Source organism: Brucella sp. IR068 (genome assembly GCF_049065885.1).
GTDB classification, from domain to species: Bacteria; Pseudomonadota; Alphaproteobacteria; order Rhizobiales; family Rhizobiaceae; genus Brucella; species Brucella intermedia.
Map to the genome: position 1 here is coordinate 1 of NZ_JBAKHE010000003.1, position 25,220 is coordinate 25,220.

The following is a 25,220-nucleotide window of genomic DNA, read 5'->3' on the forward strand; positions in this document are numbered from 1 at the left end:
TGCAAAGGGTTCTGCTTTTTTACGAACGAAAGTTCCTGCCGGGCACGACCCAACCTCTTTGCAGCCGTCAGTGCGGTGTTGCATTCACCCCAATGACAAACGAGGCCGGAACGAAGTTTACCGTTCCGGCCTCAAATGTATAAGCCGGGCACATGGCCCGGCTTCTGAACTCTATCCGATCGTCTGGATCATTTGCACTTCTGGATGGCTTTCAGCGCGTCCGAAATGCCCTTCAGCGAATAGGTGTAGTTGGTCTTGGTGCCGCGCTTCGACTGCGCCTGCACCTTCATCTCCGAACCGCCGCGCATGGCTGCGATAAGCTGCGGCTCTTCGGCTGCATTTTCCATCCAGCCCGACTTGCCGTTGACGAACATGTTGAAACTGCGGTTGCCGATGGAGACGACGACCTTGGCATTGGTGTTGAGGTCGTAACCGGCCATGAATTGCGGTTCGAACGAGATGTTCTGGCCGGGCTTCTGGCTCACGAGGAAGAAGTTGTCACCGTGATCGACACTGGCCGGAGCCTTCTGGGTCGGTACGGAGAGGACATAGCAGACCTTGCCGTTGCCCGACTGATAGCTGTAGGCGCCCCAGGCATTGAACTGGCTGATCTGGCTCGGGGTCTGGGCGAGTGCCGAGCCCGCCATCCCAATCATGAACACAGAAGCCGCGACGATCGATTTTCCAAGCATTGGTTTTTACCGGTTCTCTTTCGTTTGCTTCAAACTTGAATATCGGGATGCCGCCGTTCATCACGCCGTCCCGCTCAGTTGCCGATTAAATTGCCTTAATCTGGGTTACCAAACGGTGAAGTTTCGAAAGAAAACTTTTGAATGAGCAGCCAAGTCGCCCCGCCATCCCTTGATTCAGTTGAATGAAAAGAAAGCGGCGTGAGTAAGGCAGTCGGGTAAGGCAATAAGGCAGTAGGCCAGTAAGGCAGTATGTTAAGGGAATAGGGAGTAAGGGAGTAAGGGAGTAGGGGAGTATGTTTTGTTGCGCACGACCGCAACGCACATATCCTTCACTGCCCTACTGCCTCATCTTCCAACGCCTGCTTCGCAGCCAGCCGGTGCGCGGGCGTGATATGGGCGCGAACGGCGGTCAGCGCCGCCATCAGCACGGCAACGTCGTCCGTGAAGCCGATACCGGCCAGAAGATCGGGAATGGCGTCGAAGGGCAGGACGAAATAGGCGAGCGCCGCCATCAGCGTCATGCGCACGCGGGTCGGCGTCTTCTGGTCGAGCGCGCAGTAATAGGCTGCAACCACCTCGTCCATGAACGGCACCATGCGACCGGCGCGGCGCGCGGCCTTCCAGAATCCGTTCTTCACCCGGTTGCTGCGCTTCTTGAATTCGCTCTCGCTGCCCGGTTCGAGGATTTCACCGATTCTGACGTCATCCATTCTCGTTCAACTCCTGTCGTCCCGATTGCGTTGACACGGGCCATGACCGGTTAACGCTACAGTTGAAAACTCGTCAGGCCGTGGCGAAAAGAGTGATTTTCGAGCACCGGAGCCCAAAAATTGCTCTTTGCAGCCCGGCATCACGAGGAATGCAACTGCAGCGCTAAAAATGGGGAGTTCGTGCCTTCCTTGCAAGTCCGGGCGATTTCGCCCCGGTCCGATCCTGCCAGAACCATCAGCTACAACGCCCCCGCCAAATCCCCAAAATACCGATTCGACCGGATCGCTTCGGAAGCGTTTTGGACGCGCGACGAAGCAGGTGCGGAATGAATGGAGGGTTTGATGCATTTGACCGGCTATGGGGAAAACTTCATCCGCAGCGACCGTTCAACACGGCTGTTTCGCGGCAACCAGTTGCTGGCCGCCGGAAGCGAGGACGATTACATCACCATCGATCTGTTCGAGGCCGGATGCTACGACGCCGCCGTCTATCTGCGGTTCCTCTTCGGCGCCGGAATCTCGCTCAACACCCTGCGCGGCACGTCGAGCCAGAACTGGATACCCATCCTGAATTTCAGGGCGGGCGAGCAATGGAACGGCTATTCGGCGCTGCCCTTTGGCAAGGCCATCGGCTTTTATGACGTTCAGGCGGGGCATATTTTCCACGCGGCCATCTCGCTCGGCGATGTCTATATCCGCGGCGTCCATGGCGGCAAGCTCGGGCAGAACTGGCAGGACCGCACCAACTTGACCCGCGTCCTTCCCTATTCCAGCCGCAACGCCGATGGCAGCTTCAATTATGAGCGCCGGAAAATATATGTCTATATTTCAAAGCTCTAAACTCAGGCTATAGCATTCATTTTGCCCGCAAGCTTGATATCGAGTTCGGTAATGCCGTTCTCGCTATGGGTCGAAAGCGTGACATCGACGCGGTTATAGACATTGAACCATTCGGGATGATGGTCGAGCTTTTCCGCGTGAAGCGCCGTGCGCGTCATGAAGCCGAAGGCGGCATTGAAATCCTTGAACCTGAAGCTTTTGGAGATGGCCTCGCGTCCATCGGTTTTCTGCCAGCCCTCCAGTTCGTTGAGCGCTTCGTTCAATTCGTTTTCCGTCAGCCGGTTGCGTGCCATCGTCTTTCGCCTATGTTGCGGTTCCTGAACAAACTTATCATGAGCGCGAGAGTTCCGTGACCGTATCAGCCGCCGCAAAAGCCCCGGCCAGCATTTTATTTATTTGCGCTGGCAATATCTGCCGTTCCCCGCTTGCCGAAGGCGTGATGGGGCATGTGCTGGAAAAGCGCGGCATCCGCCATGTGCTGGTCGATTCCGCCGGAACCAATGGCTACCATACCGGCGAGGAGCCGGATGAGCGCTCCATCAGCGTTGCGGCGCGGCATGGCCTCGATATTTCCGGGCAGCGTTGCCGCCAGCTGATCGCAGGTGATTTCAGCCGTTTCGACCTGATCCTCGGGATGGACCGCTACAATATGCGGATGATCGCCGGGCGTCAGCCTGCGAATGCAAGCGCGCATATCGGGCTTTTCACCGAAATTGCCGAAGGGCGGGCGGTTGAAATCCCCGATCCCTATTATGGCGGGACCGGGGATTTTGAGAAGGTTTACCGGATGGTTCTGGCGGCTTCCATCGCGCTTGCCGACCAGTTTTGGCCCATGAAGGACGTGGCGACCAGGGGCCAGGCTTCTTCCACGATGTAAGGTCCGCCGCCGACCGAATCGCGGGACGACATCAGCACGAACCGTCCCACCTTGAAGGGCAGCGTCGCGAAGTTGCCGCGTGAGGAAAGATAGCGCACCACATCGTCGATGCGGGCGTTTCTCAGCCGCGCCAGCGTCACATGCGGCGTGAACTTGCGCGGGTCGGCGGGAATGTGAAGCCGCTGGCAGATCCTTTCGATTTCAGCCTGCAAGGCGTTGAGCTCAGGCGAGGGGGATACACCCGCATAGATGCTGTGCGGCTTCTTGGAGCCGAACGCATTGACACCCGACAGGTTGAGCATGAATTCGGGCCGCCGCACGCGATCGAGCGCATTGGCAACCTCGTCGGCCACGTGGCCTTCCACATCTCCGATAAAACGTAGCGTTATGTGGTAGTTTTCGACATCAATCCAGCGTGCGCCGGGGAGACCGCCTCGCAGCAGCGAGAGCGAAAGCGCGGCGTCGCGCGGGATTTCGAGGGCAGTGAAAAGACGCGGCATAAGGCATCCTCCTCGAAGCGTTCCATGTCAGAGCGCCGGGCATCCAAAGGATGCATAAAGGACACTCTAACCTAGAGAGTCAGTGCATCGTTCCATCGAAATTGATTCGATATTCGCCGATACACCTGAAGCGAATCAAAGTTTCATACCGGGGGCAAGCTGTTTATGCTCCCGGCGGGCGTCAGCCTCCCGATGTCCCCTTGTTTTGCATGTTCGTCAGGCTCTTTTCGATAGTGGGCATAAAATTGGAGACCATCGTTTCGACGCCTTTCTCATTGGGGTGCATTCCGTCCTCGAGCAAAAGGTCCTTTTTGGTTGCTACGCCGTCGAGGAAAAACGGGTAGAGCGGCACGCCATATTTCTGTGCCAGCTTGGGATAGATCGGGTTGAACCGGGCGGCATAGTCCTTGCCCATGTTGGGCGGGGCCATCATGCCGGCAAGAATGACCGAAATGCCGCGCTGCTTGAGGCGCGCCAGCATTTCATCAAGGTTCTTTTCGGTAATGTCGGGCTCGATGCCGCGCAGCGCGTCATTGGCGCCAAGTTCGAGGATGACGAGATCGGTGCCATCGGGCACCGACCAGTCGATGCGCGAAAGCCCGCCGGTGGTGGTATCGCCCGACACGCCCGCATTCTCGATCGAAACCTCGACGCCCTTGTCGTTGAGCGCCTTTTCAAGCTGCTGCGGAAAGGCGGCATTGGACGGCAGCAGATAGCCGGCCATCAGGCTGTCGCCGAAGCCGACGATCCTGATCTGCGACAGCTGCTCGGTCGGCAGTGCGTCTTCAAGGCCGGTCGGTTCTTCCTGCGCCTGCGCCGTCGCGATGGGGCCTGCCGCCATGAAAGACGCCATTACCGCAAAAATAGGGAGCCATGCCGGAATTGATAGTTTGAAACGCATCGTCGAAAACCCATATTTGAGGGGCTGTGGGCAAATGGCCCGCCGGACTTCTCTTCAATAACTGGCGCAACATAAGTTCAAATTTGTGACGCGCTGTTTGGTTCCAAAGACTCATATAGGATAAAAACCGCGTGACGGAACAGGTTGTTGGCCCGATTATCGAACTTGAGAACGTTCACCTGACCCTTGGTCACGCCGCTTCGCTGGTGCATGTGCTGAAGGGCGTCTCCCTTCATATATCGCAAGGACAGTCAGTCGGAATCGTCGGTCCGTCCGGTTCGGGCAAGTCCACGCTGCTGATGGTTCTGGCCGGGCTGGAGCATGTCGATAACGGAACTGTGAAGATCGCGGGCGAGACCATCAGCCGGATGAGCGAAGATCAGGCGGCCGCATTCCGTGGCGCCAATATCGGCATCGTGTTCCAGTCCTTCCACCTCATTCCCAACATGACCGCGCTCGAAAATGTCGCCGTGCCGCTGGAGCTCGCCGGTCGCCGCGATGCGTTCGAGGTGGCGGAGCGCGAATTGCGCGCCGTGGGCCTCGGCGAGCGCCTCACCCATTATCCGTCCGAGCTTTCCGGCGGCGAACAGCAGCGCGTCGCGATCGCGCGCGCCCTTGCGCCAAGCCCGAGGATCCTGATCGCGGATGAGCCAACCGGCAATCTCGACACCACCACAGGGCGTCAGATTGCCGACCTCCTGTTCGCCAAGCAGCGCGAGAACGGCCTGACCATGGTGCTGGTCACGCATGACCCGGCGCTTGCCGCGCGCTGCGACATCGAAATTCCGGTGCGCTCGGGCCGGATCGAGGAACCCGCGCAGGGCGGCACCGTTCCTGAAACGCTGGCGGCTGGCGCATGAGTGCGGCACAGTCATTCCTGCTCGCCCTCCGCTTCGCGCTGCGCGAAATGCGCGGCGGGCTTGCCGGTTTTTATATTTTCCTCGCCTGTATCGCACTTGGCGTTGCCGCCATCGGCGGGGTCAATTCGGTGGCGCGTTCGGTCAGCACCGGCATTGCCGCGCAAGGCCAGAGCATTCTCGGCGGGGATGTCAGCTTCGCGCTTAATCAGCGCGAAACGACGGCGGAAGAACGCGCCTTCATCGAAAGGCAGGGCAGGCTTGCCGAAAGCGCCACCATGCGCTCCATGGCGCGCATGCCGGATGGCTCCGACCAGTCGCTGGTCGAAGTAAAGGCGGTCGACGCCGCCTATCCGCTTTATGGCGAACTGAAGGTTCAACCGCAGCAATCTTTGGCCGATATAACCGGCGAGAAGGACGGCATCTATGGCGCCGCCGTCAGCCAGGACTTTCTCAATCGCATGGACCTGTCGCTTGGCGCGAAAGTGCTGCTCGGTTCGCAGACCTTTGAACTTCGCGGCCTGATCGAGAGCGAACCGGACCTGCTTTCTTCCGGCTTCAATTTCGCGCCGCGCTTTCTGGTCTCGCTGGACGGCCTGCGCGCTTCCGGCCTTATCCAGCCTGGCAGCCTTGTCGATCATATCTACAAGGTGGCGTTGCCGGAAGGCGCGCCCGACGCCGCCATCGCCGAAGTCAGGCGGCAGGCTGCCGCCGATTTTCCCGATGCCGGCTGGAACATCCGCTCCCGCGCCAATGCCGCTCCGGCGCTCAGCGCCAATATCGAGCGCTTCTCGCAATTCCTGACGCTGGTGGGCCTGACGGGCCTGATCGTCGGCGGCGTCGGCGTCGCGAATGCCGTGCGCGCCTATCTCGACGGCAAGCGCGGCGTGATCGCCACTTTCAAGTCGCTGGGCGCGCCTGCGCGCTTCGCCGTGCTGGTCTATCTGGTGCAGATCATGGTGATCGGCCTGATCGGCATCGCCATCGGTCTGGGGCTGGCGGCGATCATCCCCTATGCGGCGGCGCTGGCGCTTGCCAATTACCTGCCGGTCGCCGGTGGCGGCGGTTTCTTCCCCGGCGCGCTGGCGCTTGCCGCCATCTTCGGCCTCATCACCACGCTTGCCTTCGCGATCATTCCGCTTGGCCGCGCGCGCGATATTCCGGCGACGGCGCTTTTCCGCGAACAGGGGTTTGAGCAGCGCGGCCTGCCGCGGCTGCTTTATCTCGCCCTTGCGGTTCTGCTGATTGCAGCGCTTGCGGGGCTCGCGCTCTATGTCGCCTATGACCGGCGCATCGCGGCGATCTTCATCGTCTCGGCCATTGCTGCCTTCGGCGTGTTGCGGCTCGTTGCGGACGGCATCCGCTGGCTTGCCCGCCGGGTGCCGCGCGTGCGCTCGACGGCGCTGCGGCTCGCAGTGGGCAACATCCATCGTCCGGGCGCGCTAACGCCCTCGGTGGTGCTTTCGCTGGGCCTTGGCCTGACGCTGATGGTGGCAATCGCCCTGATCGACGGCAATCTGCGCCGCCAGGTGACGGAAAACATTCCCGCGCAGGCGCCCGATTTCTTTTTCGTCGACATTCAGAACCGCGACATCGGCGACTTCACCAAACTGGTGAGCGGCATCGTGCCGGACGGCAAGCTCACTTCCGGGCCGATGCTGCGCGGCCGCATCGTCGCCTTCAACGGCACCAATGTGCGCGACATGACCATCCCGCCGGAAGCAGCCTGGGTGCTGCGCGGCGACCGCGGCATAACCTTTTCCGATAGCGTCCCCGAAAACTCGACGTTGACGGAAGGCGAATGGTGGCCCGCTGGCTATGGCGGCGAGCCGCTGGTGTCCTTCGCGGAGCGCGAAGGCAAGGAACTCGGCCTGAAGCTCGGCGACACGGTGACGGTCAATGTGCTTGGCCGCAACATAACTGCAAGGATTGCAAGCTTCCGTCAGGTCCAGTGGGAAACGCTGGCGATGAACTTCGTCATGGTGTTTTCGCCCAACACCTTCGCCGGCGCGCCTACGACATGGTTGGCGACGCTCACCATTCCCGACAGCCAGAATAACCTTGCGCCTGATGTACTGCGTCAGGTCACAAGGACATGGCCCGCCATCACGACGGTGAGCGTGACCGATGCGCTCGATGTCGCCAATGATCTGATCGGCCAGCTTGCAACCGCCATCCGCGCCGCCGCTTCCATCGCGCTTGCGGCTTCCGTTCTGGTGCTGGGCGGGGCGCTTGCCGCCGGTAACCGCGCCCGCGTCCACGATGCGGTGGTGCTGAAGACGCTCGGCGCGACGCGGGGTACCCTGATCACGGCCTATGTGCTTGAATATACGCTGCTTGGGCTGGCGACGGCGCTCTTCGCACTGGTCGCTGGCAGCGTGGCGGGATGGTATGTCGTGGTGGAAATCATGAAGCTGAAGGCGAGTTTCCTGCCCGATGTCGCGCTGATGACCGTGGCCATCGCGCTGGTGCTGACGGTCGGTTTCGGCCTTGCAGGCACGTGGCGCGTCCTCGGGCAGAAGCCCGCACAGGTGCTGAGGACGATATGAAGCTTTTGTAATCCTGAAGCTTCCAATGAGGTAACCCCTTGGATCGCCTGGATAATGTGGTCGGCTTTTCAAGTCGCCCCATCACGTTTTTTTACAGGTGGTACTTGTACGCGAAGGCCGAAATCCCCATAATGTCAGGCAGGCATGCTGGGGTCCCGCCAGCGGCGCCTGGCGGCGGCTCGGCCTTCATGAGCGCCCCGACACCGGACGGGACATGGCAAGAGGATTTAAGTCATGGCTGACTTTCGCAATATTCAGGCGCAGCAGAGGCCGGTAGGCGGCGTTCGCGCCGATGCAGGCATCGACCAGGGCCTGCGCAGCTACATGCTCGGCGTCTATAACATGATGGCTATCGGCCTGGCCGTTACCGGCCTTGCCGCATTTGCCGTTGCAGCGCTCGCAACGACCACGGACCCGTCCGCAGCCGTCGCCCAGCTCGCCAACGGCAAGATGCTCACCAGCCTTGGTGTGGCGCTCTACACGTCCCCGCTTCGCTGGGTGGTGATGCTTGCGCCGCTCGCGGCAGTGTTCTTCCTGAGCTTCCGCATCGAACGCATGTCGGTCGGCACGGCTAACGCCGTCTTCTGGGGCTATGCAGCTCTCGTCGGCCTGTCGCTGTCGTCGATCTTCCTGGTCTTCACCGGCCAGAGCATCGTTCGCACCTTCTTCGTGACGGCCGCTTCCTTCGGCGCGCTGTCGCTCTATGGTTACACGACCAAGCGCGACCTGTCCGCCATGGGCTCGTTCCTGGTCATGGGCCTGTTCGGCCTGATCCTGGCTTCGGTCGTCAACATCTTCCTCGGCTCCACCGCGCTGCAGTTCGCGATCTCGGTGATCGGCGTCCTGATCTTCGCAGGCCTCACCGCCTACGACACGCAGTCGATCAAGGAAATGTACTACGAAGGCGATTCTTCGGATGCGCATGGCCGCAAGGTCGTGATGGGCGCGCTGCGCCTCTATCTCGACTTCATCAACATGTTCACCTTCCTGCTGCAGTTCATGGGCAACCGTGAATAATCAGACGAAGAGTGCTTGAACAAAAGGGCAGCGGAAACGCTGCCCTTTTTGCTTTTTTCCGGGCGATTTCTGATGCATGTTAGGGACCCGTCTCCCACGCTGCTGCGGTTTCAACATGCCTGTCATTCGTGATTTCCAGCCTGCCGATATCGAAACAATCACCGCGATCTATTCGGAAGCCGTCCTGACCGGCGCCGGTTCCTACGAGATCGAACCGCCGACCGCCGATGAAATGGCAAGGCGTTTCGCAGCATTGGTGGCGCAGGGCTTTCCGATCCTCGTGGCCGAGGAAGATGGCCGGGTGCTGGGCTATGCCTATGCCAGCCATTTCCGCGTCAGGCCCGCCTATCGCTGGCTTGCGGAGGATTCGATCTATATCGCCCCGGATGCCAAGGGAAAGGGCATCGGCAAGCTGCTGCTGCGCGCGCTTATCGAGCGCATTTCCGCTTTGGGCTTCCGTCAGTTGCTGGCGGTGATCGGTGACGGCGAACACAATATCGGTTCGGTCAGGCTGCATGAAAGCCTCGGCTTTGCCCATTGCGGGCGCATCGAGGGTTCGGGCTTCAAACACGGGCGCTGGCTCGACACGGTGCTGATGCAACTGCCGCTCAATGGCGGTCGCTCAACGGAACCGGGAACCCCGCCGCTTACGCCTCCCTCATCCTGAGAGGCGGTTGGAAACGGCGTCTCGAAGCATCAGCTTTCGACGAGCTTGAGGCTCTTGTCGAAAACCCGCAGCACGCGCTCCAGTTCGTGGCCGCGCTTCATGATCAGCCCGCTTGCGGCGATGACCGAATAGGCGCCCTGCTTCTGCGCCAGCTTCGGGTTCTTCTCGATGCGGAAAAGCGGCATCTCGCTTGCCCGGCGAAAGATGGAGAACACGGCGCGGTCGCTCAGATGGTCGATGGCATAGTCGCGCCACGTGCCGGAGGCGACCATGCGGCCATAGATGTTCAGGATTTTGCCGAGTTCATGCCGGTTGAAACTGACGGGAGCAGATCGCGCACGGTCGAGAGGAACGACCTTTGACGAAGCAGACGAGGGAGAAAGGGACGACGAATCCTCATTCGCTGCGCTTGACGTATCCATTTCCTTCCTTTCAGCCTTTTGCGGAGCGCCGCCCGGAAGCCGGACAGGCTCAGGAACAAACTGCGTGCAACCGGGATCGGTGTTCAGCAAGGGTGGTGAAGCGAACCGGACCCGGCGCATGACAACAGGGTGATGCTTTTGTGAAGCAATTTCAAGGGGCCGCGTCCGCGGGCCTGTTTTGCTGCCGCTCATGGGCCGAAAGAAGCCCCAATAAATAGGGATTAGCGGCGGGAAGCCGTCATTCACGAAAAGAGAATGTGTGTTTGCAATGGTGATTGTTGGCCACATTTTCGCCTTGTCAGCTTCGCATTGCAGCCCGATTATGGCTTCAGCATCTACACGTTGCCTGAGACGGTTCGGTTCGGGCAAGTCCGACCCCAAGCCCCCCGCCCAAAGGACTGCTCGGACCGAACCAACCTTTTCCCGGCCTGGCCGCGAGCCCGGTTTCCACTCCGGTCGATGACCGCTCCGCGAAGCCTGGATCGACGCTTTCCCGCTGAACTTACTGGAAGAAAACACCGCCGATGCGCGCATTGCTGCGTGCGCGAACCGGCTGCCTGGAGCATTTCCAGCAAAAGTGTGAAACCTCTACGCGGGGATCAGTTCACTGGACTGATTTCTTATCCCGCTTTGATGCGTTGGATAATGCGATAAAACAAATAGTTAGAGCGGTTCCGGCGATACTGTTAGAACAGGAACCGCTCTAAAGGCCCACGGGCCTCGACTGCTTGAACATGGCTGCGCCATGTATGGCGCCGAGCGAATTGTCGTTGCGGGTCTCCTGCAACACCACCGCGCAACCCGAAACATCCTTACGTTTCAGTTCTGACGCCGGAATCTCGATCTTCAACGGCTTGCCGTCCCACATGCCGATCGTATCGGTATCGCTGACCGTATTGCGATAGGTGATGGATTCCCCGGCATTTTCGCCCTCCGTGATCGGGATCGTCACCGAATCGCGGAAATAGAACAGGACCACGTGCACAGGCGCGTCGGGCTTTTTGCCTGCGCCGATATCGATGGACAGGCGCCCGTCATCGAGCTGCTTGATCGAAACCGGCACATCCAGCTTGTTTGCCGCGATCTGCGTCTTGATGGCTTCGCTGTCGCGGCCATTCACTTCGGCAGTACCGTTGATGACGGCTTGCGGCGTATAGATCATGCGCGCATTGAAGGAATTGCGATAGGCATTCTGCCGGTCGGTGTTTTCCTGATTGGCAAGCGTGTCGCGCCAACCCATGTAATCCCAGTAATTGACGTGAAACGACAGCGCCAGAACATTGGGATCATCGGCATATCTGGCGAGGTTGCGGTCGGCCTGCGGGCAGGATTTGCAGCCCTGGCTGGTGTAAAGCTCCAGAACGGTCGTCTTCTTGTCGCTGTCCTGCGCCCGCGCCGGGCCCTGCATGGAGATGCAGCCGGTAACCGCCAGCCCCAGCACGGCACAGATGCTACGCCAGCCGGGCAGATGCTCGCCTGTAAGCCATGGACCTGTCCCGTAGAAGGGGGCGTGGAGTATCACTTCGTTTCATCCTGCAATAATTGTCGCTGACATCTATTATGTAAGAAGCCTTGCGATCAATAGGAATTCACGTTGCGGTGAGATTCGTAAGGGTCGCGAATCTCCTCTCAAATTTGGCTCACAACAGATTGTGCGGGGACGGGTTCAGTCCAAATAAAGAAGCCGCCGGATTTCTCCGGCGGCTTCTGAATTTCAGGTGCGTGTGGATCAGGCAGCCAGGTCACGCAGAACGGTCTGCAGGATGCCGCCGTTCTTCATGTAGTCCAGCTCGTCCAGCGTATCGATGCGGCAGATGAGCGGAACCTTCTTCACCGTGCCGTCGGCATAGGTGATGGAGGCTTCGACCTTCTGGCGCGGGCGCACATCGGCCAGACCTTCGATGGTGACGATTTCGTCGCCCTTGAGGCCAAGCGTCTGCCAGCTGGTGCCTTCCTCGAAGACGAAAGGCACAATGCCCATGCCGACGAGGTTGGAGCGGTGGATACGCTCGAAGGACTGCGCGATCACGGCCTTGACGCCGAGCAGGTTGGTGCCCTTGGCAGCCCAGTCACGCGAGGAGCCGTTGCCGTATTCGACGCCTGCGAAGACGACGAGCGGAACGCCCTCGGCCTTGTACTGCATGGCAGCATCATAGATCGAGGTCTCTTCCTTCGACGGATAGTGGATCGTGTAGCCGCCTTCGCGTCCGTTTTCGCCCAGCATGTGGTTGCGGATACGGATGTTTGCGAAAGTGCCGCGCATCATCACTTCATGGTTGCCGCGACGCGTGCCGTACTGGTTGAAGTCGGCAACGCCGACGCCATGGTCCAGCAGATACTTGCCGGCAGGTGACTGCGCCTTGATGGAACCGGCAGGCGAAATGTGGTCGGTCGTGATCTTGTCGCCGAAGAGGCCCAGAATGCGGGCGCCCTTGACGTCGCCGATCGTGCCAGCCGACTTGCCCATGCCGACGAAGTAAGGCGGGTTCTGCACATAGGTCGAGTTGTCGTCCCATGCATAGGTCTGGCCAGCGGGCACCTGAACGGCCTGCCAGTTTTCGTCGCCCTTGAACACGTCCGCATATTTTTCCGAGAAAATCTTGCGGGTTACGTTCTTGGCGATGAATTCCTGGATTTCCTGCGAGGAAGGCCAGATGTCGCGGAGATATACCGGGTTGCCGTTCTGGTCTTCTCCAAGCGGCTCCTTGGTCAGGTCCTTGGTGACCGTACCGGCGAGAGCGTGGGCGACAACGAGCGGCGGCGAAGCCAGATAGTTCGCCTGAACGTCCGGCGAGACGCGGCCTTCGAAGTTACGGTTGCCGGACAGGACGGCAGCCGCGATCAGGCCCTTTTCGTTGATCGTCTTGGAAATCGGAGCAGGCAGCGGACCGGAATTGCCGATGCAGGTCGTGCAGCCGAAGCCGACGAGGTTGAAGCCGAGCGCATCGAGATCCTTCTGGAGACCAGCGGATTCGAGATAGGCGGCGACAACCTGCGAACCGGGCGCAAGCGAGGTCTTGACCCATGGCTTGGTCTTCAGGCCCTTGGCGACCGCATTGCGGGCCAGAAGGCCGGCGGCGATCAGCACGCTCGGGTTCGAGGTGTTGGTGCAGGACGTGATGGCGGCAATCACGACATCGCCATGGCCAAGGTCGTAGTCTTCGCCTTCAACGGCATAGCGCGTGGTCTGGCCGGTGGTCTTCTTGTACTCGTTTTCGAGCGAGGTCGCGAAACCGGAACCGATGTTTTCCAGCGGGATGCGGCCTTCCGGACGCTTCGGGCCGGCCATCGACGGAACGACGTCGCCCATGTCGAGTTCGAGAATGTCGGTGAAGACCGGATCGGCTGCACCCTTTTCACGCCACATGCCCTGCGCGCGGCAGTAGGCTTCGACCAGTTCGATGCGATGCTCGTCGCGGCCGGTGGTGTTCATGTAGTTCAGCGTTTCGCGATCAACCGGGAAGAAGCCGCAGGTCGCGCCATATTCCGGACCCATATTGGCGATTGTTGCGCGGTCGGCCAGCGTCATGTTTTCGAGGCCTTCGCCGAAGAATTCGACGAACTTGCCGACGACGCCCTTCTTGCGCAGCATCTGCGTGACGGTGAGCACGAGGTCGGTCGCGGTCACGCCTTCCTTGATCTTGCCGGTCAGGCGGAAGCCGACGACTTCCGGCAGGAGCATGGAAACCGGCTGGCCGAGCATGGCCGCCTCAGCTTCGATGCCGCCAACACCCCAGCCCAGAACGCCAAGGCCGTTGACCATGGTGGTGTGGCTGTCGGTGCCGACGCAGGTGTCGGGGTAAGCGACGGTCTCGCCGTCTTCTTCCTTGGTCCAGACGGCCTGCGCCAGATATTCGAGGTTCACCTGATGGCAGATGCCGGTGCCCGGAGGAACGACGCGGAAGTTCTGGAATGCCTGCTGGCCCCACTTGAGGAAGCGGTAGCGTTCGCCGTTGCGCTGGTATTCGAGGTCCACATTGGCCTTGAACGCGCTTGGATTGCCGAATTCATCGACGATGACAGAGTGATCGATGACGAGATCGACGGGAACGAGCGGGTTGATCTTTTCCGGATCGCCGCCGAGCGCCTTGATGCCGTCGCGCATCGCTGCAAGGTCGACGACGGCAGGAACGCCGGTGAAGTCCTGCATGAGAACGCGCGCCGGACGGTAGGCGATTTCCGCGCCCGCGGAGCCGCGGTCGTTCAGCCACTTGGCAACAGCTTCGATGTCCGACTTCTTGACGGAGCGGTCGTCCTCGAAGCGGAGCAGGTTCTCAAGCAGAACCTTCATGGAGAATGGAAGCTTGGAAACGCCTTCGAGGCCGTTCTTTTCGGCTTCGGTCAGGCTGTAATAAACATAATCCTTACCGCCTACGGTAAGGGTTTTGCGGCATTTAAAGCTGTCGATGTGCGACACTGCGTTCGTCCTTATGCTGCTGGCCGGAAAACCAGGACGAACGCCTAGGCTAGCGTTTCAAGGACGCGCCAAGGTGCGGGTGCAGTCATTTCCGCTGTCCGTCCCGAAGCCTGCATCCTTACGGGCAACAGGTTGAGATCGGCCAAAAATGGTTTCCACGCCGACCGCTGGCGTGGTAGCCCTCATATAGAGAGTTTTCTAAAACGATTCCAGACAGAATATCGTGAATTCGGCCCCTTGCGGCGAAATGTTGCGATGCCTTTCCATGGATATTCCGGGGTTCCGGTTCTAATGGTCTGGCAATCATCCATCGGGGCTTAGAGGGTATAAAATGCGGCTGGAAGCCGACAATCTGGCGGGCGAAAGGGGTGGCGAAACGATTTTCGCTGGCCTGTCTTTTGCGCTCGGTGACAGCGAGGCGCTGGTGGTGACCGGCCCCAACGGCTCTGGCAAGTCCACGCTTTTGCGAATCATTTGCGGCCTGCTCGCGCCGCAAGCGGGCAAGGTTGAGCTTCGCGAGGATGGCACAGTTTTGCCGGTGCGCGCCGCCTGCCACTATCTCGGACACCAGAACGCAATGAAACCGGCCTTGAGCGTGCGCGAGAACCTGTCCTTCTGGCAGAAGTTCAACGGCTCCCCGCAATCTGAGATCGATGAGGCGCTGGAGGCGGTCGACCTGCCCGGCGTCGAGCATCTGCCGTTCGGCTATCTGTCGACGGGGCAGAAGCGCCGTGTTTCCATCGCCAAGCTTCTGGTCAGCCACCGTCCGCTCTGGATCGTCGACGAGCCGACCGCCGGTCTCGACAAGGCGTCGGAAGCCCGCTTTGCGGAAATCATGCGCGGGCATATGCGGGAGGGCGGCATGATCGTCGCCGCAACGCATATTCCCCTTGGCCTTGAAGGTGTCCGCACGCTCGACATGGCCGCCTGTTCGCTCGAGGCTGCCTGATGCTGGCGCTTTTCCTGAGAGACCTGCGCCTCAGTTTCCGCGCCGGTGGCGGCGCGCTGATTGGCATATTGTTCTTCCTCGCGGTCATCGCCGTCATGCCTTTCGGCGTCGGGCCTGACCTCAACCTTCTGGCGCGCATCGGCCCGGCCATGCTGTGGATCGGCGCGCTGCTGGCAACGCTTCTGGGCCTCGACCGGCTGTTTCAGGCCGACCGGGAGGACGGTTCGCTCGACCTGCTGCTGATCGGCGCGGACAGCCACATGCTACCCTTCACGGTTTTCGTGAAATGCGTGGCGCATTGGGTGGCAAGCGTGCTGCCGCTGGTGATCGCATCGCCGATGCTGGGCCTGTTCATGAACATGGATGCATCGGCAATCGGCGCGACATCGCTGACGCTTCTGGTGGGCACCCCCGCCATCGCCTTCATCGGTGCAGTGGGTGCAGCCCTTGCCGTGGCGCTGCCGCGCGGCGGGCTGCTGGTGTCGGTGATCGTTCTACCGCTCACCATTCCGGTGCTCATTTTCGGTGTATCAGCTTCGCACGGGGCGACGGTAGACAATGCGCCCTTTCTGGCCCCATTCCTCATTCTTGCTGCACTTACCCTGTTCTTTGCCGTCCTCGGGCCTCTGGCGGCGAGCGCGGCCCTGAAAAGTTCGGCGGATTGAACATGATCCCGAAAAGTGGGCACTCGTTTTCGGAACCGATCATGTTCGACCGATTGACGCAGTTGATTTCGGTCAATTGAACGGCACGGGGGCGGAAGGTAAACATAGGCCATGGAAAAAGACATGACCAAAGACGCCGTTAAAACCACGAGCTGGCTCGATCTGGCCAATCCCACGCGGTTCCTTGCCTTTGCAGGCAAGGTATTGCCATGGCTGGCCGGGCTTTCGGCGCTGCTTCTGGCGGCTGGCCTCTACATGGTCTTCTTCCTGTCGCCGGAGGATTACCAGCAGGGCATGACGGTCCGCATCATGTATATCCATGTGCCTTTCGCATGGCTTTCCATGATGTGCTACTCGATCATGGCGGTCTCAGCGCTGGGCACGCTGGTCTGGCGGCATCCGCTGGCCGATGTATCGATCCGCGCCGCCGCGCCGCTCGGTGCCGTCTTCACCGCGCTTGCGCTTGCCACCGGCTCGCTCTGGGGCAAGCCGATGTGGGGCACATGGTGGGTGTGGGATGCGCGGCTGACCTCGGTCTTCGTGCTGTTCCTGATGTATCTCGGCATCATCGCGCTGTCGCGGGCCATGGATGATCCGGCGAAGAGCGCCAAGCCGGTGGCGGTGCTGACATTGGTCGGCTTCATCAATATCCCGATCATCAAATTCTCGGTCGACTGGTGGAACACGCTGCACCAGCCAGCCTCGGTGTTCCGCATGGACGGCCCGACCATCGACGCATCCATGCTGCGCCCGCTTTTCGTGATGGCGATCGGCTTTTCGCTTCTGTTCTTCACGCTCCACATGATGGCCATGCGCAATGAAATCTGGCGCCGCCGCGTCGCGTCGATGAAGAAGCTTGCCGCCCGCAATGCCGACCGAGGGGCCGACCGAGGGGCCAACCGGGGAGCCGACCGCAACCGCAAGGCACAGGAGGACGCGGTATGAATCACCTCGGCTTTGTTCTCGCCTCATATGGCATCACGGTCGCGGCACTTGTCGTCACCATCGGCTGGATATTGATCGACCAGCGTATCCAGAAAAACGAGTTGAAGCGGCTGGAAGTGCAGGGCGTGCGCCGCCGTTCCGCGAAAGTCCCCGGTAAGGCACAATGACCGAAACGACCGAAAAGCCCGCCGCGCCGAAAAAGCGCTCCACCTGGGTTGCCCTGCTGCCGCTGGCGATTTTCGTCGCACTGGCGGCGGTGTTCGCGGTCCAGCTTCTGTCGGGCAAGGACAATACGACGATACCTTCGGCGCTCATCGGCAAGCAGGCCCCGCAGACGAACCTGCCGCCTGTCGAAGGTCTGGTGCGCGACGGCGCGCCTGTTCCGGGGCTCAACAGCGAAGATTTCAAAACGGGTCCGGGCGGCAAGCTGACACTGGTGAATGTCTGGGGATCGTGGTGCGTTCCCTGCCGTCAGGAACACCCGTTGTTGATGGAAATCGCCAAGGACGAGCGCATCCGCGTGGTTGGCCTCAATTACAAGGACCAGCCGGAAAATGCGCGCCGCTTCCTCGGCGATCTCGGTAATCCGTTTGCCGCCGTCGGCGCCGACCGCGCCGGGCGCTCAGCCATCGAATGGGGCGTCTACGGCGTACCGGAAACCTTCCTCGTCGATGAGACAGGCAAGATCGTCTACAAGCATGTCGGCCCGTTTACGCCGGAGTCGGTGAAGAACGATCTGATGCCCGTAGTTAGCTCCTTAACTCAGAATAGGCCGTGAGTTCCGGTAGAAGCTGGAGGGCCTTTGTACTGACGTTCGTTCCAAATCTCCTCCCAGAGATTATAAGTCGTATTAATCATCGATCGTAGCTCATCCATACTGAAAAGACTTAATCCTTTATCGCTGTAGAGTTGAGCTGTACGGGTCGTAAATGAGTTGTTGAACTGTATAATTCCGAGATTAAGGGACTGAAAATCGGGGTCCAACTCTCGGGTTCGTTCATGCATCATCGAAAATACAAAGCGTCGAGCTGTTTCATCAAGCCTGTGCTGATTTCGGGGATCGATGAAGAAGGTGAAAGGCTCTGAATGCAAATTTGAAATCAAAGGAAGCGAATATGACACCTCAATTCCTGCTCGAATAACAAATGGAGGAAAAAACTCTTTTCTGCTTGTAAGTCCATGGTTTTGAGCAAGAGTATAGAGCGCTCGCGCGGTACGCACATTCATTCGCAATTCTCTTGGCGTATGCACGCGCTTTATTATAAGTCTGGTAATCGCTCGAATGTCTGTCGGTTTAGGTTCGCCAAACAAATCATGGCCAATATTTAGAATGTCGGGAGTTGTAGCTCGAAGGGCTTTGTAAGTAGGAACCCTTCCGGAAAATACACGATATCCTTTGAGAAGTCCGACTTGCCGATCAATAGGCAGAACAGCAAAGCGAGCCAAGTCAGTTTCTGAAATTGAAGGGAGCTTCTTCAACAGTTTCTCCGTTGGATTGAGAATCACTAACTGTAATAAGATGATAGCGGAATCTATCTAAAATTACATCATCCGTGATACGCAACCCCAAGGTGGCGCTCGTTCTTGCTTTGTCCACAGTGTAAGCCCAAGGGGAGTTTACGGTATGGGATAAATCAACGAGCGACCTTGTCGACATATTTCCATAAGAGTTCAGTATCGATTGAATCAAAAGTTTCGTATCTGAATCTTCAATTACATCTAGGGGCAGCTTTTCTCCTGTGAGGATATCAGTTTTTTGCGCTCGAATATTTATTGTATTTGCTCCGCATCTTTTAAATATTTTATAAACGGCTGGATGAACTGGGCCATATTGCCAAGCTTCGAAGTATCCAGAAAGCAATGGAGTGCGGGTGCGTATCAATTTTAGCCCGTGGGCAAAGTATAAAAGTTTTTGCAAAGCAATATGCTTTATCGGAATATTGAGCCCGTCCGCCTCATCTAGTAGCAAATTCGCAACTGATCGAGGATCGTATTTTTCGCTCATTGATATCAATTCCTGTCGATGCAGTTGGAAGATTTAAATGTAACAACAATGCGCATCTAAAGAATATTAATCGGCATTTTGGTGCGCACTACCGCGTAATGCTATCGCGATAGTGCTTAACCTTCAGTTATCTATCAATCCGGCAATTTCCGCACCGCACCCTTGGCAGCACTGGTTGCCATGGAAGCATAGGCCTTCAGCGCGGTGGAAATCTTGCGCTTGCGTTCCTCTGCTGGCTTCCAGCCTGCTGCATCCTGCTCGGCGCGGCGCTGGCTCAGCGTCGCATCGTCTACAGCCAGATGAATCTTGCGGTTCGGAATGTCGATATCGATGATATCGCCTTCGCGCACCAGGCCGATCGTGCCGCCTTCGGCCGCTTCCGGCGAGACGTGGCCAATCGAGAGACCCGAAGAGCCGCCCGAGAAGCGTCCGTCGGTGATCAGCGCGCATGCCTTGCCGAGGCCCTTCGACTTCAGATAGCTGGTCGGATAGAGCATTTCCTGCATGCCGGGGCCGCCGCGCGGACCTTCATAACGGATCAGCACAATGTCGCCCGGCTTGATCTTGCCGTTCAGAATGCCGAGCACAGCCGAATCCTGGCTTTCAAAGATGCGGGCAGGGCCGGAGAATTTCAGGATGGAATCATCCACGCCTGCCGTCTTCACGATGCAGCCGTCTTCGGCCAGATTGCCGTAAAGCACGGCCAGACCGCCATCCTGACTGAAAGCATGTTCCTTGGAGCGGATGACGCCCTTTTCGCGGTCTGTATCGACACTGTCGAAACGGCGCTCCTGAGAGAAGGCAACCTGCGTCGGCACGCCACCCGGTGCAGCCGAATAGAACTTGTGCACCATTTCGCTGTTGGTGCGCGTCACGTCCCAATGATCGAGCGCCTTGCCAACCGTTTCGCTGTGCACGGTCGGCAGATCGGTATTGATCAGGCCTGCCTTGTCGAGCTGGCCGAGAATGCCCATGATGCCGCCTGCGCGGTGCACATCTTCCATGTGAACCGTGTTGTTGGCTGGCGCGACCTTGCAGAGCACCGGCACGCGGCGCGACAGGCGGTCGATATCGGCCATGGTGAAATCGATTTCGGCTTCCTGCGCGGCGGCAAGCAGATGCAGGACCGTGTTGGTCGAGCCGCCCATGGCGATGTCGAGCGTCATGGCGTTTTCAAAGGCCGGGAAGCTCGCAATCGAGCGCGGCAGCACGCTTTCGTCGTCCTGTTCGTAATAACGGCGGGCGAGGTCGACAATGAGATGACCGGCTTCCACGAAGAGGCGCTTGCGGTCGGCATGGGTGGCGAGCGTCGAGCCGTTGCCCGGCAGCGACAGTCCGAGCGCTTCGGTGAGGCAGTTCATCGAGTTCGCGGTGAACATGCCCGAGCATGAGCCGCAGGTCGGGCAGGCGGAACGTTCAATCGTCTTGACCTGCTCGTCGGTATAATGATCGTCGGCAGCGGCAACCATTGCATCGACGAGGTCGAGCTTCTTGACCTGATCGTCCCAGACGACCTTGCCTGCTTCCATCGGCCCGCCGGAAACGAACACGACCGGGATATTGAGGCGAAGGGCTGCCATCAGCATGCCGGGGGTGATCTTGTCGCAGTTGGAAATGCAGACCATCGCATCGGCGCAATGGGCATTGACCATATATTCGACCGAGTCGGCAATGAGTTCGCGCGAGGGCAGCGAATAGAGCATGCCGTCATGGCCCATGGCGATGCCGTCATCGACCGCGATGGTGTTGAATTCCTTGGCAACGCCGCCAGCGCTTTCGATTTCGCGCGCGACGAGCTGGCCGAGGTCCTTCAGGTGCACGTGGCCGGGCACGAACTGGGTGAACGAGTTCACCACGGCAATGATCGGCTTGCCGAAATCCTCATCCTTCATGCCGGTGGCGCGCCATAGGCCGCGCGCGCCGGCCATGTTGCGGCCGTGGGTGGTTGTACGCGAACGATAAGGAGGCATTTTCAAACCTTTTAGGAACTATTCCAATGTGTAACGTCGATATGACAGAACCGCTCCCGCCGAGCAAAGCGCAAATTGCCCCATATCGCCCATTTTGCCCCGGTGTACGGGGAGCAGCGGGACCGTTTGCGGGCTTGCGGACAACGGAAAGGGTTCCGGCGTGCGACAGCTTTCGCAGGCACAGACAAGCCAATCTAGCACGTTATTGTTATAAGGCAAAAGATTTTGCGCGCAAAACGTAAGGAAGTTGCTTTAGGCATTTCCAGCGAAAGTGCGAAGCGGGGTTGCGCAGGATAAAGCCTGCAATCAGGAGGCAGGGCATTTCCAATGGTTCAATTCAAACTGGCAATGCTCTGGCGCGTCAGCGTAAGGCTTCGGCCATGGCCTTGTCCAGCAGGGCATTCGCGGTTTTCATGCGCTGTTCGGCGGCAGGGCGAAATTCTTCCGGCAGGCGGTCGGGGTGGTTCCTGGCGGCGAAGCTGCGGCGGCGGCGCTGCAGTTCGGCGCGCTTCAGGCCCGGCTGAAGGTCAAGCTCGCGGCGGATGGCGTCCGCCGACTGGCTTTGCATGCGCGCCGCAATCTCCTGCCGTTCGTGCTCCGGATCGGGCGCCGCTTCCGGCGGGCTTCCAATGTCGAACAGGCTTTCCAGATCGTCCGGCTGGCGAGGGGAGGCCGGCAGGTCGGACAGGCTGGCGGAAAAAACGGCTGAGGCAAATCCGAATTGCGGGCCGCGAATCTCCTCCGCAGGGCCTTGATCAGCCTCGACTTCCTTCAGCACGGTTGCGAAATCGGGAAATGTCGGCTGCATCCTGCCTCGTCAGGCCATGTGAGAGGCAAGAGCGGAGGCGAGCGTGCGTGTCAGCACGGATGGCGGGATGGGCTTCTGGAAAACCGGCACTTCCGGATAGCGGTCCGCCAGGCGCGCGGGCAGCCCGCCGCCGGTATGGATGACCACGAAGACATCGCGGCTTTTCAGCCGGTCCAGCACGGCTTCCACATCGCCATCGGCGAGGTTCACGTCCAGAATGGCAGCGTCGATTTCATTGCGGTTGATGATATCTATCGCCTGCCGCACGGTGCCGACCGGGCCGAGAACGGTTCCGTTCGCGTCCTCGACAGTCGCGGCAACGTCAAGGGCGACGAAAACCTCGTCTTCCACCACCAGCACCCGCCGATGTCCAAGATCGTTCATCACTTGTCTCGCTGCCTCCCTTTTCGAGGTAAGCCCATCACGCAACAAATGCGCGAGCGCAAGCAGAGGTTCCTTTCGCCGGCATGATAATTCGTTAATGGTGAATCAAACCTTTACCGGTTTCCCCGGCTGCATCTGCCGCCCCGCTGGCAGCTTTCAGGAGCGTCAGAAGGCGGTGAAGGTCAGTGTCGTCAGCGAGCGCACGATATTGGGAATGTCGAGAACATTGCTGGCGATGAACTTGCCGATGTCCTGATCCTCGGCAATGTAGATCTTGGCCAGAAGGTCGAATTCGCCGCTGGTGGAATAAAGCTCGGAGACGATTTCGCGCTGAAAGAGCGTATCGGCAACTTCGTAGGTCTTGCCGGGCGTGCACTGCAGTTGCAGGAAAACGGGCTTCATGTCTCTACCTTTCGCGACGGGGCTGCGTGAAGCGCATGATAGCGCATATGGCAGCACTGTTTGCAGGTTACAAACACGGACGGCCCGATGAAATCAAGAGCGAAAGCACGGCGGGGCAAGACGTCCGGGCTGGCGGCTCAATGCATGTCGGTTCACAAAACGTGTTAATTTACTGAATTGTAATTTTGATGAGAGGACGCAATAAGGATTCTTATTGAAACTGCAAATTGCACATCCGGTTTATATGAAGTTCGTACTCCCCGCCGTCCTTCTATTATTCTCACTCGCTTTTTTCACGGCCTGGCTGTCGGATCGCGGGCGTCGTTTTCTTGTGTCCTGCGGGGCTTGTTTCCTGCTAATCGGCCTTGCCATGCTGGTGCAGCTTGGCAATTTTCCCGCCGACGACCGGTTGAACACGGTGCTTTCGGCCGCATTCTATGTGGGCGGTACGCTGGTCGGCGGCTATGGCATTTTGCAGCGCAGCGGGCTGCGCCTGACCTCCGCCTTCTACATATTGAGCTTCGCGCTCATTGTCGGCGGCGTCTGGTATTTCTGCTATGTCGAGTCCAATCTTCTGGCACGGGTCTATGTGCTCAATCTCGGCATGGCGACGCTGATTCTTTCCTTCGCCTGGCGGGCGCGGCGCCTGTTCAAGGGTCCGCTGGTGGACAAGCTTCTGCTGGTCATGCTCGTTCTGGTGGCGCTGCAACTGGTGCCGCGCACGCTCCTGACTGCCCGTTCCCTGCTCGGCGAAGTCGACGGCGAGAATTTCGCGGCGACGGTCTTCTGGCAATGGACGGTGTTCTCCACGGCCATCGCCGCGGTTCTCACCGGCTTCGCCTTGCTGGCAGCGGCTGGACATGACCGGATCGGCGAGCTTTCCCATGAACGTGACAGCGATCCCCTGACCGGCCTTCTCAACCGGCGTGGGCTGGAAATGCGCTACAATGCCCTTTCGCATACCAAAAGGGGCGCATCGGGCTGGGTTGCCGTCTGCGATATCGACTATTTCAAGGCTCTGAACGACGACTACGGCCATGCGGCCGGCGACGCCGTGCTGCAGGAATTTGCCGGAATCCTGCGCAAGCTCCTCGGCGAGCGCTCATTGATTGCCCGCACGGGCGGCGAGGAATTCGTCATCTGTCTTCATGATATGCAGGCCGATAACGTCCTGGAACTCATGGAGGGCGTGCGCCGGAACATCGAAACCCATCGTTTCCAGCGCCTGTCGGAGGAAACCAGCGTCACATGCAGCATCGGCTGCGTCCGCCTTCAGGAGCAGGGCGACCTGTGGCAGGCGGTCGACAAGGCCGACAAGGTCCTCTATGCCGCCAAGAAGGACGGCCGCAACCGCACCTATGTGGAAGCGGCAGGGCTGAGCCGCGCACCATAACCCGCATTGGAGCATTTCCAGCAAAAGTGCGATGCGGTTTTGCGCAGGATAAGGCGTGAAAACGAGAAGATAGAGCGGTTTCCCGATTCCGTTTTTGAACTGCTCTGGAGGGTCGAATTTCGCGCAGGTCGGCTTTGCTGTTAGTCACCGGTAACTTTCCGGTGATAATCCAGACAGGGCAACAAATCATGCTTATTATTGTGACCAACAATATCCGCGCGAGGAGTTCCCGAAAGTCCGATGAAATGCATGTCCCTTGTGTTGCCTGCGTCCGCCCTTGCCGGTTTCCTTTCCTTCGGCCTGGCGGTTTTTCCGTCCTTCGCCATGAATGCTTCCGAAAAGGCCCAGCTTGAAAAGCTCGACCCGGCGACCCGCCTCGAGCAGCGTTGCGACGTGGAAGCCATGGAGCGCATCACGCGGGAACAAGGCAAGTTTTCCGTCGACAAGGTTCTGGCCTATGCCTTTTCCGATCCTGTGACCAAGAAAAATTCCATCAAGGCCGATGGCGCGGCCTTCCGCAGCCGCGAGCACTGGTACAGGCTGTCCTTCGTCTGCAAGACGGATCAGGACCACATCAATATCGTGTCCTTCCGCTACGACATTGGCGATGAAGTGCCGCAGGATCAGTGGGACCGGCATTACCTCGTCCCGTAGCGGGAGTTCCTATTCTTCCGCATCGTCCGAGCGGCAGGCCGAAAGCAGCGTCACCTCCTTGGCGGTGTGATCGGCTTCCAGATGGCTCAGCACCGCCTGACCGTCATTGTCGCTCCAGCGATAGCTGTCCTGCTCGTCGAGGGCGACATATTTCTTCAGGCTTTCATGCCATTGCATCGCGATCATCTTGCCCTCGGCGTCGAGGACCGCAAATCCGGGCGCGGTGCCCTTGCGGATATAGGTGACCGGCACGACGACCCCGCGCTCGCAGATGTAATCTACCCGCTCGATCGGATTCGACTCCTCGGCCTCTACGGAAAGAGACGACGCCAGCAGCAGTGCCGGACCTGCGGCAATCACGAAAAGCGTGCCGATAGAGCGTTTGCCAAATGCCATGGTGAAAAATCCTCTGGTCAGCCAATCCATCCGGAAGAATAACTCTTCGCCTGTACGGTTCAAGAGCGATCCGACCGCCGAAGGGCTTGCAAATGAAAGCGAAAAAATATTCGCTGCCTGTCGAGATTTCGTGCAACCGAAACGGGTTTCATCCGTTGTTAGCCTGCCGGTCGCGAGACTGGCCGAGGCCCGGATGAATA

28 protein-coding genes are annotated in these 25,220 nt (G+C 59.2%); 13 read left to right on the forward strand and 15 right to left on the reverse strand.

What is annotated here, in order from left to right:
• Positions 1 to 188: 188 nt before the first annotated feature.
• Positions 189 to 692, reverse strand: coding sequence for an invasion associated locus B family protein (locus ACOWVS_RS05795; RefSeq protein WP_006465808.1), 504 nt, complete (start codon positions 690 to 692; stop codon positions 189 to 191).
• 329 nt (positions 693 to 1,021) lie between these two features.
• A complete protein-coding gene (locus tag ACOWVS_RS05800; protein WP_021586437.1) occupies positions 1,022 to 1,402 on the reverse strand; it encodes a YkvA family protein in 381 nt (126 codons plus the stop codon).
• A gap of 342 nt (positions 1,403 to 1,744) precedes the next feature.
• Between ACOWVS_RS05800 and ACOWVS_RS05805 the strand changes: the two genes are divergently transcribed.
• Complete coding sequence (locus tag ACOWVS_RS05805) at positions 1,745 to 2,242, forward strand: hypothetical protein (RefSeq protein WP_021586436.1); 498 nt, start codon at positions 1,745 to 1,747, stop codon at positions 2,240 to 2,242.
• 2 nt (positions 2,243 to 2,244) lie between these two features.
• Here the strand turns inward: ACOWVS_RS05805 and ACOWVS_RS05810 are convergent, their stop codons facing one another.
• On the reverse strand, positions 2,245 to 2,535 hold the full coding sequence (locus ACOWVS_RS05810) for a 4a-hydroxytetrahydrobiopterin dehydratase (RefSeq protein WP_021586435.1): 291 nt from the start codon (positions 2,533 to 2,535) through the stop codon (positions 2,245 to 2,247).
• 56 nt (positions 2,536 to 2,591) lie between these two features.
• Between ACOWVS_RS05810 and ACOWVS_RS05815 the strand changes: the two genes are divergently transcribed.
• On the forward strand, positions 2,592 to 3,119 hold the full coding sequence (locus tag ACOWVS_RS05815) for a low molecular weight protein-tyrosine-phosphatase (protein WP_075041791.1): 528 nt from the start codon (positions 2,592 to 2,594) through the stop codon (positions 3,117 to 3,119).
• On the opposite strand, the gene thpR is transcribed toward ACOWVS_RS05815, so the two are convergent.
• On the reverse strand, positions 3,023 to 3,619 hold the full coding sequence (thpR, locus tag ACOWVS_RS05820) for an RNA 2',3'-cyclic phosphodiesterase (RefSeq protein ID WP_021586433.1): 597 nt from the start codon (positions 3,617 to 3,619) through the stop codon (positions 3,023 to 3,025). The two genes, ACOWVS_RS05815 and thpR, sit on opposite strands and share 97 nt — an antisense overlap.
• A 181-nt stretch (positions 3,620 to 3,800) precedes the next feature.
• The gene (locus ACOWVS_RS05825) at positions 3,801 to 4,520 is read right to left on the reverse strand and encodes an arylesterase (protein WP_006465813.1); all 720 of its coding nucleotides are present in this window, start codon (positions 4,518 to 4,520) and stop codon (positions 3,801 to 3,803) included.
• A 131-nt stretch (positions 4,521 to 4,651) separates the two neighbouring features.
• On the opposite strand from ACOWVS_RS05825, the gene ACOWVS_RS05830 reads away from it, so the two are divergent.
• The 4 genes from ACOWVS_RS05830 (at position 4,652) to ACOWVS_RS05845 (ending at position 9,610) form a co-directional block, all read left to right on the forward strand.
• On the forward strand, positions 4,652 to 5,380 hold the full coding sequence (locus ACOWVS_RS05830) for an ABC transporter ATP-binding protein (protein WP_075041787.1): 729 nt from the start codon (positions 4,652 to 4,654) through the stop codon (positions 5,378 to 5,380).
• Positions 5,377 to 7,926, forward strand: coding sequence for an ABC transporter permease (locus ACOWVS_RS05835; protein ID WP_075041786.1), 2,550 nt, complete (start codon positions 5,377 to 5,379; stop codon positions 7,924 to 7,926). The genes ACOWVS_RS05830 and ACOWVS_RS05835 overlap by 4 nt, the downstream gene beginning before the upstream one ends.
• A 234-nt stretch (positions 7,927 to 8,160) precedes the next feature.
• Complete coding sequence (locus tag ACOWVS_RS05840) at positions 8,161 to 8,943, forward strand: Bax inhibitor-1/YccA family protein (RefSeq protein ID WP_021586429.1); 783 nt, start codon at positions 8,161 to 8,163, stop codon at positions 8,941 to 8,943.
• Between the two features lie 115 nt (positions 8,944 to 9,058).
• Positions 9,059 to 9,610, forward strand: a complete 552-nt coding sequence (locus ACOWVS_RS05845; protein WP_021586428.1) for a GNAT family N-acetyltransferase — start codon at positions 9,059 to 9,061, stop codon at positions 9,608 to 9,610.
• 29 nt (positions 9,611 to 9,639) lie between these two features.
• On the opposite strand, the gene ACOWVS_RS05850 is transcribed toward ACOWVS_RS05845, so the two are convergent.
• From ACOWVS_RS05850 to acnA, 3 genes are all read right to left on the reverse strand, one after another.
• Complete coding sequence (locus ACOWVS_RS05850; RefSeq protein WP_031346521.1) at positions 9,640 to 10,032, reverse strand: DUF2794 domain-containing protein; 393 nt, start codon at positions 10,030 to 10,032, stop codon at positions 9,640 to 9,642.
• 703 nt (positions 10,033 to 10,735) lie between these two features.
• Positions 10,736 to 11,470 (reverse strand): DUF1223 domain-containing protein, encoded by a 735-nt coding sequence (locus tag ACOWVS_RS05855; protein WP_025089819.1) that lies wholly within the window; start codon positions 11,468 to 11,470, stop codon positions 10,736 to 10,738.
• A 291-nt stretch (positions 11,471 to 11,761) separates the two neighbouring features.
• Complete coding sequence (gene acnA / locus ACOWVS_RS05860; RefSeq protein WP_006465822.1) at positions 11,762 to 14,449, reverse strand: aconitate hydratase AcnA; 2,688 nt, start codon at positions 14,447 to 14,449, stop codon at positions 11,762 to 11,764.
• A 331-nt stretch (positions 14,450 to 14,780) separates the two neighbouring features.
• On the opposite strand from acnA, the gene ccmA reads away from it, so the two are divergent.
• From ccmA to ACOWVS_RS05885, 5 genes are all read left to right on the forward strand, one after another.
• Positions 14,781 to 15,398: a heme ABC exporter ATP-binding protein CcmA gene (gene ccmA, locus ACOWVS_RS05865; RefSeq protein ID WP_075041785.1), complete on the forward strand. Its 618-nt coding sequence runs from the start codon at positions 14,781 to 14,783 to the stop codon at positions 15,396 to 15,398.
• Positions 15,398 to 16,063 (forward strand): heme exporter protein CcmB, encoded by a 666-nt coding sequence (gene ccmB, locus ACOWVS_RS05870; RefSeq protein WP_006465824.1) that lies wholly within the window; start codon positions 15,398 to 15,400, stop codon positions 16,061 to 16,063. Before ccmA ends, ccmB begins: the two co-directional genes overlap by 1 nt.
• A 123-nt stretch (positions 16,064 to 16,186) precedes the next feature.
• Positions 16,187 to 17,008 (forward strand): heme ABC transporter permease, encoded by an 822-nt coding sequence (locus ACOWVS_RS05875; RefSeq protein WP_075041784.1) that lies wholly within the window; start codon positions 16,187 to 16,189, stop codon positions 17,006 to 17,008.
• Complete coding sequence (gene ccmD / locus ACOWVS_RS05880) at positions 17,005 to 17,175, forward strand: heme exporter protein CcmD (RefSeq protein ID WP_006465826.1); 171 nt, start codon at positions 17,005 to 17,007, stop codon at positions 17,173 to 17,175. The genes ACOWVS_RS05875 and ccmD overlap by 4 nt, the downstream gene beginning before the upstream one ends.
• The gene (locus ACOWVS_RS05885; RefSeq protein WP_021586423.1) at positions 17,172 to 17,786 is read left to right on the forward strand and encodes a DsbE family thiol:disulfide interchange protein; all 615 of its coding nucleotides are present in this window, start codon (positions 17,172 to 17,174) and stop codon (positions 17,784 to 17,786) included. The genes ccmD and ACOWVS_RS05885 overlap by 4 nt, the downstream gene beginning before the upstream one ends.
• Here the strand turns inward: ACOWVS_RS05885 and ACOWVS_RS05890 are convergent.
• The 6 genes from ACOWVS_RS05890 to ACOWVS_RS05915 all read right to left on the reverse strand — a co-directional run bounded on the left by ACOWVS_RS05890 (position 17,771) and on the right by ACOWVS_RS05915 (position 22,577).
• On the reverse strand, positions 17,771 to 18,487 hold the full coding sequence (locus tag ACOWVS_RS05890) for a hypothetical protein (RefSeq protein ID WP_128005941.1): 717 nt from the start codon (positions 18,485 to 18,487) through the stop codon (positions 17,771 to 17,773). The two genes, ACOWVS_RS05885 and ACOWVS_RS05890, sit on opposite strands and share 16 nt — an antisense overlap.
• Positions 18,456 to 19,013, reverse strand: a complete 558-nt coding sequence (socA, locus tag ACOWVS_RS05895; protein WP_075041783.1) for a type VI toxin-antitoxin system SocA family antitoxin — start codon at positions 19,011 to 19,013, stop codon at positions 18,456 to 18,458. Before socA ends, ACOWVS_RS05890 begins: the two co-directional genes overlap by 32 nt.
• 134 nt (positions 19,014 to 19,147) lie before the next feature.
• The gene (ilvD, locus tag ACOWVS_RS05900) at positions 19,148 to 20,983 is read right to left on the reverse strand and encodes a dihydroxy-acid dehydratase (protein ID WP_021586422.1); all 1,836 of its coding nucleotides are present in this window, start codon (positions 20,981 to 20,983) and stop codon (positions 19,148 to 19,150) included.
• 361 nt (positions 20,984 to 21,344) lie between these two features.
• Positions 21,345 to 21,791 (reverse strand): hypothetical protein, encoded by a 447-nt coding sequence (locus ACOWVS_RS05905; protein WP_021586421.1) that lies wholly within the window; start codon positions 21,789 to 21,791, stop codon positions 21,345 to 21,347.
• A 9-nt stretch (positions 21,792 to 21,800) separates the two neighbouring features.
• Entirely contained in the window at positions 21,801 to 22,175 is a 375-nt protein-coding gene (locus ACOWVS_RS05910) for a response regulator (protein ID WP_021586420.1), read from the reverse strand.
• 165 nt (positions 22,176 to 22,340) lie between these two features.
• Positions 22,341 to 22,577 (reverse strand): Lrp/AsnC ligand binding domain-containing protein, encoded by a 237-nt coding sequence (locus ACOWVS_RS05915; protein ID WP_006472935.1) that lies wholly within the window; start codon positions 22,575 to 22,577, stop codon positions 22,341 to 22,343.
• A 214-nt stretch (positions 22,578 to 22,791) separates the two neighbouring features.
• Here ACOWVS_RS05915 and ACOWVS_RS05920 point away from each other — a divergent pair, with 214 nt between their 5' ends.
• Both ACOWVS_RS05920 and ACOWVS_RS05925 read left to right on the forward strand, forming a co-directional pair.
• The gene (locus ACOWVS_RS05920; protein ID WP_021586419.1) at positions 22,792 to 23,970 is read left to right on the forward strand and encodes a GGDEF domain-containing protein; all 1,179 of its coding nucleotides are present in this window, start codon (positions 22,792 to 22,794) and stop codon (positions 23,968 to 23,970) included.
• A 324-nt stretch (positions 23,971 to 24,294) separates the two neighbouring features.
• Complete coding sequence (locus ACOWVS_RS05925; protein ID WP_230350314.1) at positions 24,295 to 24,624, forward strand: DUF930 domain-containing protein; 330 nt, start codon at positions 24,295 to 24,297, stop codon at positions 24,622 to 24,624.
• A 9-nt stretch (positions 24,625 to 24,633) separates the two neighbouring features.
• On the opposite strand, the gene ACOWVS_RS05930 is transcribed toward ACOWVS_RS05925, so the two are convergent.
• Positions 24,634 to 25,020 carry a lysozyme inhibitor gene (locus ACOWVS_RS05930; protein WP_280514275.1) on the reverse strand — a complete coding sequence of 129 codons (387 nt, stop codon included), beginning with the start codon at positions 25,018 to 25,020 and terminating at the stop codon, positions 24,634 to 24,636.
• Positions 25,021 to 25,220: the final 200 nt, after the last annotated feature.